11 protein-coding genes and 1 pseudogene are annotated in these 14,022 nt (G+C 69.5%); 2 read left to right on the top strand and 10 right to left on the bottom strand.

Annotated elements, in window-relative coordinates:
* Positions 1 to 44: 44 nt before the first annotated feature.
* Positions 45 to 1,265 carry a helix-turn-helix domain-containing protein gene (locus tag IE262_RS22660; protein ID WP_189876053.1) on the bottom strand — a complete coding sequence of 407 codons (1,221 nt, stop codon included), beginning with the start codon at positions 1,263 to 1,265 and terminating at the stop codon, positions 45 to 47.
* 378 nt (positions 1,266 to 1,643) lie between these two features.
* Positions 1,644 to 1,991, bottom strand: a complete 348-nt coding sequence (locus IE262_RS22655; RefSeq protein WP_134035779.1) for a hypothetical protein — start codon at positions 1,989 to 1,991, stop codon at positions 1,644 to 1,646.
* Positions 1,992 to 2,339: 348 nt separating this feature from the next.
* Between IE262_RS22655 and IE262_RS22650 the strand changes: the two genes are divergently transcribed.
* A complete protein-coding gene (locus IE262_RS22650; protein ID WP_134035782.1) occupies positions 2,340 to 2,870 on the top strand; it encodes a universal stress protein in 531 nt (176 codons plus the stop codon).
* A gap of 249 nt (positions 2,871 to 3,119) precedes the next feature.
* On the opposite strand, the gene glmS is transcribed toward IE262_RS22650, so the two are convergent.
* The 3 genes from glmS to IE262_RS22635 all read right to left on the bottom strand — a co-directional run bounded on the left by glmS (position 3,120) and on the right by IE262_RS22635 (position 6,257).
* Positions 3,120 to 4,937 (bottom strand): glutamine--fructose-6-phosphate transaminase (isomerizing), encoded by a 1,818-nt coding sequence (gene glmS, locus IE262_RS22645; RefSeq protein WP_189876051.1) that lies wholly within the window; start codon positions 4,935 to 4,937, stop codon positions 3,120 to 3,122.
* A 68-nt stretch (positions 4,938 to 5,005) separates the two neighbouring features.
* A complete protein-coding gene (locus IE262_RS22640; protein WP_134035993.1) occupies positions 5,006 to 5,263 on the bottom strand; it encodes a hypothetical protein in 258 nt (85 codons plus the stop codon).
* A 133-nt stretch (positions 5,264 to 5,396) separates the two neighbouring features.
* Positions 5,397 to 6,257: a DUF4429 domain-containing protein gene (locus IE262_RS22635; protein WP_189876049.1), complete on the bottom strand. Its 861-nt coding sequence runs from the start codon at positions 6,255 to 6,257 to the stop codon at positions 5,397 to 5,399.
* Between the two features lie 81 nt (positions 6,258 to 6,338).
* On the opposite strand from IE262_RS22635, the pseudogene IE262_RS22630 reads away from it, so the two are divergent.
* Positions 6,339 to 7,583 (top strand): annotated as a pseudogene (locus tag IE262_RS22630) (beta-N-acetylhexosaminidase); the annotation flags it as partial.
* A gap of 381 nt (positions 7,584 to 7,964) precedes the next feature.
* Here IE262_RS22630 and IE262_RS22625 read toward each other — a convergent pair.
* The 5 genes from IE262_RS22625 to IE262_RS22605 all read right to left on the bottom strand — a co-directional run bounded on the left by IE262_RS22625 (position 7,965) and on the right by IE262_RS22605 (position 14,000).
* Entirely contained in the window at positions 7,965 to 9,734 is a 1,770-nt protein-coding gene (locus IE262_RS22625) for an IucA/IucC family protein (RefSeq protein WP_189876047.1), read from the bottom strand.
* On the bottom strand, positions 9,731 to 10,261 hold the full coding sequence (locus IE262_RS22620; protein ID WP_189876241.1) for a GNAT family N-acetyltransferase: 531 nt from the start codon (positions 10,259 to 10,261) through the stop codon (positions 9,731 to 9,733). The genes IE262_RS22625 and IE262_RS22620 overlap by 4 nt, the downstream gene beginning before the upstream one ends.
* A 20-nt stretch (positions 10,262 to 10,281) precedes the next feature.
* A complete protein-coding gene (locus IE262_RS22615) occupies positions 10,282 to 11,574 on the bottom strand; it encodes a lysine N(6)-hydroxylase/L-ornithine N(5)-oxygenase family protein (RefSeq protein WP_189876045.1) in 1,293 nt (430 codons plus the stop codon).
* Positions 11,558 to 13,000 (bottom strand): lysine decarboxylase DesA, encoded by a 1,443-nt coding sequence (desA, locus tag IE262_RS22610; RefSeq protein WP_189876043.1) that lies wholly within the window; start codon positions 12,998 to 13,000, stop codon positions 11,558 to 11,560. Before desA ends, IE262_RS22615 begins: the two co-directional genes overlap by 17 nt.
* A gap of 133 nt (positions 13,001 to 13,133) precedes the next feature.
* Positions 13,134 to 14,000 carry a siderophore-interacting protein gene (locus IE262_RS22605; protein WP_189876041.1) on the bottom strand — a complete coding sequence of 289 codons (867 nt, stop codon included), beginning with the start codon at positions 13,998 to 14,000 and terminating at the stop codon, positions 13,134 to 13,136.
* Between the last annotated feature and the right edge of the window lie 22 nt (positions 14,001 to 14,022).

Below are 14,022 nucleotides of genomic sequence, written 5' to 3'. Positions count from 1 at the left end.
CTGGGTGATCAGGGCGGGACCGGGCCGATGGCGTCCGAGGGCGGCTACGGGGCGCTGCGCTGGCCCGGCAGACGGCCCGTGGCGTACAGCTCGGGCTTGGCGCCCTCCGTGGAGAGCGAGGCCGCCGGAGCCAGGGCGCTCGCGGCCGCCGTACGGCGGGTCTGGAGCGGCAGCGCGGCGGACTCCTGCGGCACCGGCTGCGGCCCGCCCGAGCCCGGGGAGCCGTCCGTGTCCGGCTTCTCGCCCTGGGGCCGCCGCGCCCGGTACGCCGCCCGGTAGGCCGCCGGGGACGAGCCGAGCTGCCGGCGGAAGTGTCCGCGCAGCGCGACGGGGGAGCGGAAGCCGCAGCGCCCGGCGACCTCGTCCACGGAGTAGTCCGACGTCTCCAGCAGACGCTGGGCCTGGAGGACGCGCTGGGTGATCAGCCACTGCAGCGGGGCGCTCCCGGTGAGGGAGCGGAACCGGCGGTCGAAGGTGCGGCGGCTCATGTACGCACGCGCGGCGAGGGTCTCCACGTCGAACTGCTCGTGGAGGTGCTCCAGCGCCCAGGCGACGACCTCGGCGAGCGGGTCGGCGCCGATCTCCTCCGGTAAAGACCGGTCGAGGTAGCGTTCCTGGCCGCCGCTGCGGCGCGGGGGGACCACCAGGCGGCGGGCCAGCGCGCCGGCCGCCTCGTTGCCGTGGTCCGTGCGCACGATGTGCAGGCACAGATCGATACCGGCCGCCGTACCGGCCGAGGTCAGCACGTCTCCGTCGTCCACGAAGAGTTCGCGTGGATCGACGTGCACCGACGGGTAGCGCTTGGCCAGCGTCGGCGCGTACATCCAGTGGGTGGTGGCCGGGCGGCCGTCCAGCAGGCCGGCGGCGGCCAGCACGAAGGCGCCGGTGCACAGCCCGACGATGCGGGCGCCCTCCTCGTGCGCCCGGCGCAGGGCGTCCAGCGCCTCCTCCGGCGGTGGCGAGGTGATCGAGCGCCAGGCCGGCACGACGACGGTGCCCGCCCGTGAGATCGCCTCCAGGCCGTTCGGCGCGGTGAGTTCCAGGCCCCCCGTGGTCCGCAGCGGGCCCTCTTCTCCGGCGCAGACCAGCAGCCGGTAGCGCGGTACTCCGGCGTCCTGGCGGTCGATCCCGAACACCGAAAGTGGTATGGAACTCTCGAAGATGGGGCCGCCGCTGAACAGCAGCACCGCGACGATCTCCTTGCGGCGTCGCCCGGAAAGCTTCCGGGCCGCGGCTTCCGGCGCGGCAGTGGAGTCGTGGCTCATCCTGCTAAGCCCCCCTCGGTGGTCGCGGCTCCTCGGTTGTGTCGCTCCTGCACGTTTCCCCTTGGTCCTGCACGAGTCCCCCGCCGTAAGACAGTCAAGATCGAATCTACTGTGTCCCGTGGTGCCGGCGTGACCAGTTCGGCAACCGGCACATTGTCGACTTGGCAACTTGGCGTGAAGCATTCGATCACGAAGCGTTGCACTCGTGGGCCCTACAGGGAAGTGCGCCTCGTCGCAGTGGCCAATCCACGTAGGGTGCGCGCGCCCTACGGGCCCCTTTCAGTGCAGGTCGAACGGGTGGTGTGGGGGTGTTCGAGCAACACATGCACAGGGACCCGAAGTTGGCTGAAAAGGTGCGGTAGTGTGCGCGGAAACCGGTCAGTCGACCGAAGTGCTTCCCCCCGAGTGGCGCCCGCCCCTGTGCGCCCCCGAGCCGACCCGGCCGTGCCGGCCCCGCCGTGGCGCGCCCTTCTCGGCCGGCACGCGCGCCGCTCCCCGCTCCGACTGGCGCAGCAGGAGCCGGCACGCCGCGGTCACGGCCGCCAGCCCCAGGGCCGCGCCGGCCGCACCGGTGAGCGAGATGCCGTACCCGAGGAGGACCACGGGTACGAGGGCACAGCTGAAGGAGGCCCAGCGGATGAGGTCTCCCGCCGTGTCGGGGGCGGGACGCTCCGTGGGGCGCGGGCGTGTGGGGGCGGACCGGGAGGCCCTCGGGTGTCCGGGCACTGCGTGCTCCCTGGAGGAGTGACGTACCCGGATTCAACGCGTGTTCGACCGCTCGGTCACTGCCAGAGGGTGGATCCGGGCCGGAGTGGCTCGTACTCTGAGTGGGCCCCACGCCGCACACCCGGGTGAACCCGGGGCAAACCGCCTGTACGGGGCAGCGACCATTGCGTTACGGCTGTCCCCTCGTGCATGCTCCCTGGAACCCCGCGCGGCATGTTGCGGGGCATGGGCTTAAGGAGGCGTGGCGCCGTACCCTTGGGGGTATGGGGTTGGGAAGATGATTCCCGGACACAGCTCCGCCGCACACTGTCGTCCCACACCCACAAGGACCCGAACGCCGAGACATCCATGGCCGGTCACGAATTCTTCGACCCCGCTGACCGCAAGCGGCGGCCGGTAGCCGATCCCACGGCGGCCGACCCGCTGGCGGCGGAAGAGGCACGCCCCACCCGCGATCCCGCTTTCCAGCACGGCGTCGTCGTCGGCTTCGACGGCTCGACGTCCAGCGAGCGCGCCCTCGCGTACGCGATCGGCATAGCCCATCGCTCCGGCTCGGGCCTGATCATCGTGCACGTCGCCAACCGGCTGCCCACGACCGTGTGGGCGGGCTGCGAGCCGCCCGTGTTCGTCGACGTCCCCGACCACCGCACCGAGGTCCTCGGCCTCGAACTCGCCTGCGCCGACTACCTCGCCGAGGTCCCCTGGATCCTCGTCGAGCGCGGCGGCGACATCTGCCACGAACTCGAAGAAGTGGGGCGGGAGTACGAGGCGGACGCGATCGTGGTCGGTTCCACGCACGGGATCGTGGGGCGCATTTTCGGGTCGGTCGCGGGGCGGCTCGCGAAGCGGGCGCAGCGGCCGGTGATTGTCATTCCGTGACGGTTGGCTCCGCCCTTCCCCGTAACTCGTGGTTGGGCTGGGTGAGATGTGCTCCGAGGGTGGCGTCCACGGGCTGACCCTGGCGAGATGACGGACCCCCACGTGTGGTGGCATACGTGGGGGTCGGGTCTGTTTGTTTTGCCTGTGCGGGTGGGTGGGGGCTGGTCGCGCCCACGCGGCGGAGCCGCATATCTATACAGCCCCGCGCCCCTTTTGGCGCCCCGTTGGGGCGCCTTCAGGGGCGCGTTCCTACTCCACCGTCACCGACTTCGCCAGGTTCCTCGGCTTGTCGATGTCCCGGCCCAGGGCCAATGCCGTGTGGTAGGCGAGGAGTTGGAGGGGGATGCCCATGAGGATCGGGTCGAGTTCGTCCTCGTTCTTCGGGACGATGATCGTCTGGTCGGCCTTCTCCTGCTCCTGGTGGGCCACCGCGAGGATCCGGCCGCTGCGGGCCTTGATCTCCTCCAGGGCCGCGCGGTTCTTCTCCAGCAGGTCGTCGTCCGGGACGATCGCGACCGTCGGCAGGGCGGGCTCGATGAGCGCCAGCGGGCCGTGCTTGAGCTCGGAGGCGGGGTAGGCCTCGGCGTGGATGTACGAGACCTCCTTGAGCTTCAGCGAGGCCTCGCGGGCCACCGGGTAGCCCCGGACACGGCCGATGAAGAGCATCGAGCGGGCCTCGGTGAACTGCCCGGCCAGCTGCTTGATCTCCTCCTCCTGCTTCATGATCGCGGAGATCTGCCCGGGCAGCCTCCGCAGGCCCTCGATGATCCGCTTGCCGTCGCGGACGGACAGGTCACGGGTGCGGCCCAGGTGCAGGGCGAGCAGCGCGAAGGCGACCGTGGTGTTCGTGAAGCACTTGGTGGAGACCACGCAGACCTCGGGGCCCGCGTGGACGTAGATGCCGCCGTCCGCCTCGCGGGCGATCGCCGAGCCGACGACGTTCACGACGCCCAGCACCCGCGCGCCCTTGCGCTTGAGCTCCTGCACGGCGGCCAGCACGTCGTACGTCTCACCGGACTGCGAGACGGCGACGTACAGCGTGTCGGGGTCCACGACCGCGTTGCGGTAGCGGAACTCCGACGCCGGCTCGGCGTCGGCGGGGATGCGGGCCAGCTCCTCGATCATCTGGGCGCCGATCATGCCCGCGTGGTACGAGGTGCCGCAGCCGAGGATCTTCACACGGCGGATCTGGCGCGCCTCACGGGCGTCCAAGTTCAGGCCGCCGAGGCGCACGGTGGAGAACCGGTCGTCGATCCGGCCGCGCAGCACCCGGTCCACGGCGTCGGCCTGCTCGTGGATCTCCTTGTGCATGTAGGTGTCGTGGCCGCCCATGTCGTACGACGCGGCCTCCCACTCGACGGTGGTCGGCTCGGCGGTCGTGCGGGTGCCCTCGGTGGTGTACGTGCGGAAGTCGTCGGCCTTGAGGGTGGCCATCTCGCCGTCGTCGAGGGTCACTATCTGCCGGGTGTGGGTCACCAGGGCGGCGATGTCCGAGGCGACGAACATCTCCTTCTCGCCGATGCCGAGGACGACCGGCGAGCCGTTGCGGGCCACCACGATCCGGTCGGTGAAGTCGGCGTGCATGACGGCGATGCCGTAGGTGCCCTCGACGATCCTGAGCGCCTGGCGGACCTTCTCCTCCAGGGTGTCGGCCTGGGAGCGGGCGATCAGGTGGGTGAGGACCTCGGTGTCGGTCTCGGAGAGGAACACGACACCGTCGGCCTCCAGCTTCCGGCGCAGCTCGGAGGCGTTGTCGATGATGCCGTTGTGCACGACCGCGACCTTGTTGTCGGCCGACATGTGCGGGTGCGCGTTGATGTCGGACGGGGCGCCGTGCGTGGCCCAGCGGGTGTGGGCGATGCCGGTGGTGCCCTTGAAGCGCGCGGGGACCCTGGCCTCCAGGTCACGGACCCGGCCCTTGGCCTTGACCATCTTCAGGCCGGCCGTCTTCGGCGACGTCACGACGATGCCCGCCGAGTCGTAGCCGCGGTACTCCAGCCGCTGCAGCCCCTCCAGCAGCAGCGGGGCCACATCGCGCTTACCGATGTATCCGACGATTCCGCACATACAGTTCTCCCTTTGTTTCCCCGTTTGCGGCCATGCATCACGTTTGTGGTCGGTCGTCCCCGGCGGTCTCAGCCGTAGACGATGCGGCGCAGTTGTCTGAGCGTGAGCTCGGGCGGTGCCACCGCGCGGTACTTCAGGTCCGCCTCGATCCGTTCGAAGATCGCCGAGTTCACCAGGCCCTGGGTCTGGAGTTCTCGGTGGCGGCGACGGACGTAGTCCTCGGTCGTCTCGTCGAAGTACGCGAGCACGTCCTGGATCACGCGCAGCGCCTCCCCCCGGCTGAGGGGCGTGGACCGCGTCAGATGATCAACGAGTTCGTCGTGCACCCGGTAGATCCTGAGGTACGGGCGGCCGTTTCGCAAGAATCCTGCCCGATTCCGGGCAGGAGTGTGGCGAAACTCCTCCTGAGTCAGGCGGGTGGTCCTGTGGGATGTGACACATTCGCCATCGGCGGATGTGTCACATTCGTTTGAGGACGGCCTGCTTGGCCAGCGTGAATTCCTCGTCCGTGAGGACGCCGGACCTGTGCAGCTCGCCGAGCTCGCGCAGACGGCGCAGCAGGGCGTCGGGATCGGAGCCCGCCTGGGAGAGCTGCTTCGGGGGTTCGTCCTCGGGCGGGGTCGACGGGTGCGGGAGCCGCGCCTGCACGGCCGCCGCGATCAGGGTCATCAGCGGGTCCTTCTTGAAGCCCCACAGCTCCACGGCGTTGGGGTCGTACTTCGGCGGGGCCTTGGTGGGCGCGTTCTTCACGGTGAAGCGGAGGTAGCCGTTCTCCAGGCCCACCGCCGGGTGCCACTCCACGGACCGGATGTCGGCGAGCGCGAGGGTGCGTGAGCCGGCCGCGGCCTTCGCGTCCTCCGTCTTCCAGTTCCACTCCAGGCGTACGTGCTCGCCGTCGAAGTTCGCGGTGCCGTCCCCGGCCGAGACGGAGAGCGGCACCGCCGGGCCGGGGAGCAGATAGTCCTCGACGGCGTCGGTCGGGACCTGGTCGAGGAGCAGGGCGTTGCGAACCTCGTCCACGAAGTACTCCGCGACGCCGTAGCGGTCCGACTCGACGGTGAGCTGGTACGGGTCGAGAGAGTCGGTGAGCCGGCCGCCGGTCGCCTGGAGGAGGGGGTCCGCGCCGTCGCGCAGCCTCAGCCGCAGCCGCCCGGACCTCTTCCCCTGTTCCAGGGAGACGCCCGCCAACGCGGCCAGCGGGACGGTGAGTTCACCCAGGGTCTTGCGCAACAGGTGCACGTTCTTGTCGCGTCCCGGTGTCAGCCTCAGGGTGTCGCCGTAGAAGGCCCACGTGCCGTCGCGCTGGATGATTTCCGCCATGAGGGGATTGTTCCACCGCCTGTACGGGGAGGTTGGTCTGTACCTTTTCGCTGGCACGTGGGTCGATGGAGGGACGCTCAGGTGAGACAGCACCGCAGAACCACGCGCATTCTCGGATCCCTGCTGCTCGTGACGGCGGCCGGAGCCTTCGCCGTTGGGGCGGCACCCCCCGGGGAGACATCCGCGGGGGACACGCCCACCCCGCTCGGGCGCGTGATCCCGGCCCCGGCGTCCGTGAAGGCGGGCGGAGCCCCGTACCGCATCACGAACAGCACCCGCATTCACGTGGACGACTCACGCGAGGCCCGCCGGATCGGCACCTACCTCGCGGACGTCCTGCGGCCCTCTACCGGCTACCGCCTCCCGGTGACGGCCCGTCAGGGCCCCGGGATACGCCTGAAGCTGGGCTCCAAGGACGCCTCCCTCGGCGACGAGGGCTACCGCCTCGACAGCGGCCGGCACGGGGTCACGATCAGCGCCCGCAAGCCCGCCGGGCTCTTCCACGGCGTGCAGACCCTGCGTCAGCTCCTGCCGGCGGCCGTCGAGAAGGACTCCGTGCAGCCCGGCCCGTGGCTCGTCGCGGGAGGCACCATCAAGGACACGCCGCGCTACGGCTGGCGCGGCGCCATGCTGGACGTCTCGCGGCACTTCTTCACCGTGGACCAGGTCAAGCGCTACATCGACCAGTTGGCGCTCTACAAGGTCAACAAGCTGCACCTGCACCTCAGCGACGACCAGGGCTGGCGCATCGCGATCGACTCCTGGCCCCGGCTCGCCACGTACGGCGGCTCCACACAGGTCGGCGGCGGCCCCGGCGGCCACTACACGAAGGCCGACTACAAGGAGATCGTCCGGTACGCCTCCTCCCGCTATCTGGAGGTCGTCCCGGAGATAGACATGCCCGGCCACACCAACGCCGCGCTCGCCTCCTACGCCGAGCTGAACTGCGACGGCGTCGCACCCCCGCTCTACACCGGCATCGACGTCGGCTTCAGCTCGCTGTGCGTGGACAAGGACGTCACCTACGACTTCGTGGACGACGTGATCCGCGAACTGGCCGCGCTCACCCCCGGCCGCTACCTCCACATCGGCGGTGACGAGGCGCACTCCACCAGCCACGACGACTACGTCAAGTTCATGGACCGGGTGCAGCCCCTCGTCGCCGAGTACGGCAAGACGGTGATCGGCTGGCACCAGCTGACCGGGGCGACCCCGGCGAAGGGCGCCCTCGCCCAGTACTGGGGCCTGGACCGCACGAGCACGGCGGAGAAGGAACAGGTCGCGGCGGCGGCACGGGCCGGTACGGTGCCGATCCTCTCGTCTGCTGTTCTCCCGGAACGGTGAGCCGCGTGAGTGTGTCACTCGTGCGGGTGGTAGTCGGGCGTATGGTCGGGGAAACGGCACGGGCATGGAAGGCGGAGGCTACTGTGACGAAAGTCCGCTGGCGACAACCAGGTTGGCGGACATGTCGGAGGGGTCCCTGACCCATCCCGGTTGCCGGCAGGGCAGTCGTCAGGCGGACGCAAGTGCCGTCCAACTCGCTGGAGCGATCCAGGGGAGAGTCTCCGGCGGAGCGCCGGAGAGAGCTGCAACTCGACATGAAGTACACATGTCGCACGGGCCGGGAAACGGCCGAGCAAGAGAAGACGGGCACCCCCGGAGGACCGTACTCCGGGGCTGCCCGCCCGTCTGTTTGGAGCCGTTGCCTTACAGCCCCGCGATGGGGTTCTTCAGATGGCCGACGAGCTGGAGCGCGCCCGCCGGGTCGGCGAGGTCGACCATCTGCTTGTTGTTGCGCAGCTGGAGCCGGTTCAGGCAGGAGAGCGCGAACTCCGGGGCGAACATGTCGTACTGCGCGAACCTTGCGGAGAGCTCGGGGACCTGAGCCTGGTACGCGCGGACGGTCTCGGCGACCGTGCGCCAGAAGTCGTCCTCCGCCAGGACACCCTCGTCCGCGAGGTTCGCGGCGAGGAAGCGGAAGAAGCAGTCGAAGACGTCCGTGAAGATCGACAGGAGCTTCTTCTCCTCCGGGACCTCCACGCGCAGCCGCTCGACCGCCGGAGGCAGCGCCGCGTCGGGGTCCATCACCGCGATCTCCTCGGCGATGTCCTTGTAGATCGCGCGCTGCACGACACCGTCCTTCAGGACGAGGATGACGTTCTCGCCGTGCGGCATGAAGACGAGGTCGTACGCGTAGAAGCTGTGCAGCAGCGGTGTGAAGTACGCCCGCAGGTAGCGGCGCAGCCACTCCACCGGGGTGAGGCCCGAGCGCTCGATCAGCGCCGTCGCGAAGCCCCTGCCCTCGTGGTCGACATGGAGGAGGGACGCCATGGTGGCCAGCGACTCGCCCTCCTGGAGCGAGGGCACCGGGCTCTCGCGCCACAGCGCGGCCAGCATCTTGCGGTACGGGGAGTAGCGGTCCGTGGCCGCCTCGTACTCCAGATGCCGGTAACCGACCGCCGCGCGCTCGCGGATGATCGACAGTCCCGTGGCCTTCAGTACCGGGTCGCCCTCGATGAGCTGGGCGAGCCAGTCGTTGATCGCCGGGGTCGCCTCCATGTACGCGGCCGAAAGTCCCCGCATGAAGCCCATGTTGAGGACGGACAGGGCTGTCTTGACGTAGTGCCTCTCGGGCCGGGACGTGTTGAAGAACGTCCGGATCGACTGCTGGGCGAGGTACTCGTCGTCGCCTTCGCCGAGGCACACCAGGTGCCGCTGGGCGATCTCCGCGGCGAAGGTGACGGTGAGCTTGTTCCACCACTGCCAGGGGTGGACGGGGATGAGGAGATAGTCGGCGGGGTCGAGGCCCTGCGCCGAGAGTGTGTCGCGGAAACGGTTCAGCGTCACCTCCCCCAGCTCGTCCCGCAGGAAGGACTCGTACTCGATCCCGACACCCGCCGTGAACGCCGCCCGCGAGCGGTGCGCGGCCAGCCAGACCAGCCGGAGGGGGCTCGCGGTCTCGGGGGCGTACGAGAGGTACTCGTGGACGCCGAAGCCGAGGCGTCCGTTGTTGGCGACGAAGCAGGGGTGGCCCTCGGTCATGCCGCTCTCGATGGCCTGGAAACCGGAGCGGGCCAGCTCGGCGACGGGGATCTGCGGCTTGCCGAGCTTGTAGCAGGTTCCGGAGAGGGTGGAGGAGATCTCCTCCAGATAGACGGGCAGGACCTCGTCGCTCAGGCCCAGCGTCTCCTTCAGCTCGATGAAGAACTCCAGGGCGGCGAGCGGGAGTTCGCGGCCGTCGCGATGGCGGGTGACGGAACCGGCGTCGACCTGCCAGTGGTCGAGGGCGCGGACCACGGCCGTGAAGGTGTACCGGGTGCGGCCGTCGTCGCTGTGGACGGCGTACCGGTCGCCGTCCTTCTCCGGTGTGATCAGCCGCTCGTGGGCGAACTCGGCGAGTGCCTTGCGGACGAGCAGGCGGTTGGCGCGGTCCCAGCGCTCGGGGGACAGGTGGGCCACGGCGTCGGACAGGGTCATACCGTCACTCCTCGTGCCGCCAGGTACTGCTCACGTGTGCAGAAGCTCAGCAAGGCCTTCTTCTCCGGCGTCTGGATCTCTCGTTCGGGCACGAAGCCGACCGCCTCGTTCAGGGCGTGGACGGCCTTGTTGGACACGTCCGGTTCGACGACCACACGGGCCGTGGCCGGGTCCTCGAAGAGGTGGGTCATCACCGCGGTGATGACGGCCCTGGTGAACCCGTGCACGGGTGTGTCCGTCGGCGGCACCAGGAAGTGCATCCCGACGTCTCCGGGCTCGGGCTCGTACAGGCCGACCAGTTCACGGTGGGCGGGGTCGTACTTCTCCATGAGGAAGGCGGGTTCGCCGTCGAGCAGCCCGAGCAGCGCGTGGTGGTGTTCGTCGGCCGCGATCTCCGTGTAGGCGCGTTCGACGTCCGCCGGCCTGGCGTCCTGCATCATCCAGTAGGCCGCCTTGGGGTGGGTGACCCAGGTGTGCAGGAGCTCGGCGTCGTTCGGGGGATCGACGGGACGGAAGGTGAAGGTCATACCGAAGGTCGTGCGGAAGGTCATACGGCGAACTCCTGGAACGCGATGGTCTTCTCGACGGGGTAGTACTCGGTGCCGAGCAGCTCGCGGATGATCGACGAGTTCCGGTACGCGCCCATGCCCAGGTCCGGGGACGTGACGCTGTGCGTGTGCACGCCCGCGTTCTGCAGGAAGATCCCGCGTCCCGTGGTGTCGATGGCGTAGTTGCGGCCCACGTCGAAGCGGCCGTGGCCGTCGAAGCGGAGGCGGTCGCGGATCGGGTCGAGGAAGGCCGGGGGCCGGTAGTGGTAGCCGGTGGCGAGGATCAGGCCCTCGGTCCGGATCTCGAAGTCCTTGTCCTGCTCGTCCTGGTGGAAGCCGAGGGTGTAGAGCCCGCTCCGGTAACTCGCCGTGACGAGGGAGGAGTTGGTGATGAGGCGGGTGGGGACGGGGCGGCCTCCGGCCGTGACGTTCTTCTGGTACAGCAGGTCGAAGATCGAGTCGATCAGGTCCGAGTTGATGCCCTTGAACAGGCCCTTCTGCTGCTTCTCCAGCCGGTAGCGGGTCTCCTCGGGCAGCGCGCGGAAGTAGTCGATGTAGTCCGGGGACGTCATCTCCAGCGTCAGCTTGGTGTATTCGAGGGGGAAGAAGCGCGGGGAGCGCGTGACCCAGTTGAGCTGGTAGCCGTGGACGTCGATCTCGGTGAGGAGCTCGTGGTAGATCTCCGCGGCGCTCTGGCCGCTGCCGACGATCGTGATGGACTCCTTCGCGCGGAGCTCCGCCTTGCGGTGCGTGTACTGCGCGTTGTGGAAGAAGTCGCCGTCCAGGTCCCGGCACGCCTCGGGGATGTACGGGACCGTGCCGGTGCCGAGGACGAGGTGGCGGGCGCGGTACGTCTCGCCGCTCCCGGTCCGTACGGCGTACAGCCCGGCCCCTTCGTCGTACCGCACCTCGTCGACGGTCGTGCCGAAGCGGACGCTGCTCAGTTTCCCGGCGGCCCAGCGGCAGTAGGCGTCGTACTCGACCCGCAGGGGGTAGAAGTTCTCGCGGATGTAGAACGAGTACAGACGGCCGGACTCCTTGAGGTAGTTGAGGAAGGAGTACGGGGACGTCGGGTCGGCCAGCGTCACCAGGTCCGACAGGAACGGGGTCTGGAGGTGGGCGCCGTCGAGGAACATGCCCGAGTGCCACGCGAAGTCCTGTTTCGACTCCAGGAAGATTCCGTCGAGTTCGGCGATCGGTTCGGTGAGGCAGGCCAGGCCGAGGTTGAACGGGCCGAGCCCGATGCCCACGAAGTCGTAGGTCTTCTTCGTGGCGTCAGGAAGCGCGGTCAAGGGACTCTCCCAGGTACTGCTCGGCGTGGCCGGCGATCAGGTCGAGGACGGCGGCGATGTCGGCGGCCGAGGTCTCGGGGTTGAGCAGGGTGAACTTCAGGTAGTGGCGCCCGTCGGCCTTGGTGCTCGCGACCACCGCGTCACCGGAGGCGAACAGGGCCTTGCGCGCGTACAGGTTGGCGCGGTCGATCTCAGCCGGGTCGGTGACGGCACGGGGGATGTAGCGGAAGACCAGCGTGGACAGCCGCGGCTCGACCACGACGTCGTAGCGCGGGTCGGCGGCGAGCAGTTTCCAGCCCTCCTCCGCAAGGTCGCAGACCTCGTCGAAGAGCCGCCCTATGCCGTCGGCGCCCATCGTGCGCAGGGTCATCCACAGCTTGAGCGCGTCGAAGCGGCGGGTGGTCTGGAGGGACTTGTCGACCTGGTTGGGGATGCGCTCGTGCACCATGCGGCGCGGGTTGAGGTACTCCGCGTGGTAGGTGGCGTGGCGCAGCGTCGCCGCGTCCCGGACCAGTACGGCGGAGGAACTCACCGGCTGGAAGAAGGACTTGTGGTAGTCGACGGTGACGGAGTCGGCGCGCTCGATGCCGTCGAGCAGCGCACGGCGCCTGAGGGAGGTGAGCAGACCGCAGCCGTAGGCCGCGTCGACGTGCATCCACGCCCCGAACCGGGCGCACAGCTCGGCGATCTCGGGCAGTGGGTCGATGGAGCCGAAGTCGGTGGTGCCGGCGGTGGCGACGACGGCCATGGGAATCAGGCCGTCCCGGGCGCAGCGCTCCAGTTCGTGGGCGAGGGCGAGGGTCTGCATGCGCTTGTCGTGGTCGACGGGGACGGAGACCACGGAGTCGGCGCTGAGGCCCAGCAGCTTCGCGGACTTCCTGACGCTGAAGTGGCTGACCTCGGAGGCGAAGACGCGCAGTGTGGCGAGGGAGCCGGCCTTCGCCTCCTCGCGGGCCAGCAGCAGCGCCTGGAGGTTGGACTGGGTGCCGCCGGAGGTGAACACGCCGTCGGCGGCCGGGCCGAGGCCGATGCGCTCGGCGGTCCAGTCGATCAGCTTGCGCTCGATGAGGGTGCCGCCGGCCGACTGGTCCCAGGTGTCGAGGGAGGAGTTGACGGCGGACAGAACGGCTTCGCCGAGCAGGGCCGGGATGACGACCGGGCAGTTGAGGTGGGCCAGGTAGCGCGGGTGGTGGAAGTAGACCGCGTCCCGGAGGTAGACCTCCTCCAGCTCGTCCAGTACCGCTGTGGTGTCGTGCAGGGGCCGGTCGAGGTCGATCTGTTCGATGCGGGGGGTGAGGGCGTCGACGGTGACGCCCGTGAACGGACGGTCGGTGGTGGCGAGTTTGGCCGCCACCCGCTCGATTCCTTCGGTCACGGAGCGGCGGTACCGCTCCGCGGTCGTGTCATTGAGCAGGTGCGAGCGCATGGTGGGCGTTCCTCCGAGCGGGGACGGTCCGTGCGGACGGGGAGAGGGGAACAGGGGATTGCCAGGCCCCTAGGTACTTAGGTAAGGCTAACCTAACTAACTGCCCGGAAACGTGCCCCACCTGTGACTGCTGTCACTCTCCTCGCTCACGCAACTGCTCCTCCGTGAGCCCCTTTCGCCAGTAACCGACAAACGTCACACGCCTCTTGTCGATCCCGCGCTCGCGCACGAGATGGCGGCGCAGCTCCTTCACGCGGCCGGACTCGCCCGCGATCCACGCGTACGGCCGCTCGGCGGGCGGGAGTTCGGCGTCGCGGATCGCGTCCAGGGCCGAGGGGGACTTCTCGTCGCGTACGAGCCAGGTGATCTCGGCGTCGGCCTCGGTCGCCAGGTCCTGGATGTCCCCGGCGTGGTGGACCTCCAGCCAGACCCGGGCGCGGGTGCCCGCCGGCAGTGACTCCAGGATCGCGGAGGCGGCGGGCAGGGCCGTCTCGTCGCCCCACAGCAGCACCAGGTCGGTGCCCTCGGGCGGACGGAAGCGGATCGCCCGGTTGTCGGCGAGGGCCGGGCCGAGCACCAGGACGCGGTCGCCGGCCTGGGCGAGGGACGCCCACCGGGAGGCGGGCCCTGCGGGCGCGGCGGCGCCCGGCTCCACCCCGTGCAGCACGAAGTCGATGTCGATCTCGGCGGTGTCTTCGGTGTCTCCGTGTGCGTCACGGCGCAGCGCGCGGAGCGTGTACGAGCGCATCACCGCGCGTACGTCGTCCGGCAGTTCACGCCAGCCCTGCCACCATCCGTCGCCCAGCTCGACGGGTACGGCGGGTGCGGGCTGGCCGGGGTGCGGCAGGAACAGCGACAAGGACTGGTCCCTGCCGTCGGAGCGGAACTCCCGCAGGTCGTCACCGCCGAAGGTGACCCGCACGAGAGACGGTCCGAGCCGCCTCGTCCGTACGACCTGAAGAGAGAAGAAACGGAAAGGGGCGGCTACAGCCGTCGTCATCGGGGCTCCCAGGGTGGCTACG

Source organism: Streptomyces bluensis (assembly GCF_014650715.1).
GTDB classification, from domain to species: Bacteria; Actinomycetota; Actinomycetes; order Streptomycetales; family Streptomycetaceae; genus Streptomyces; species Streptomyces bluensis.
Note: the sequence above shows the minus strand (reverse complement) of the source record. Positions and strands in the feature narration are given on the sequence as shown.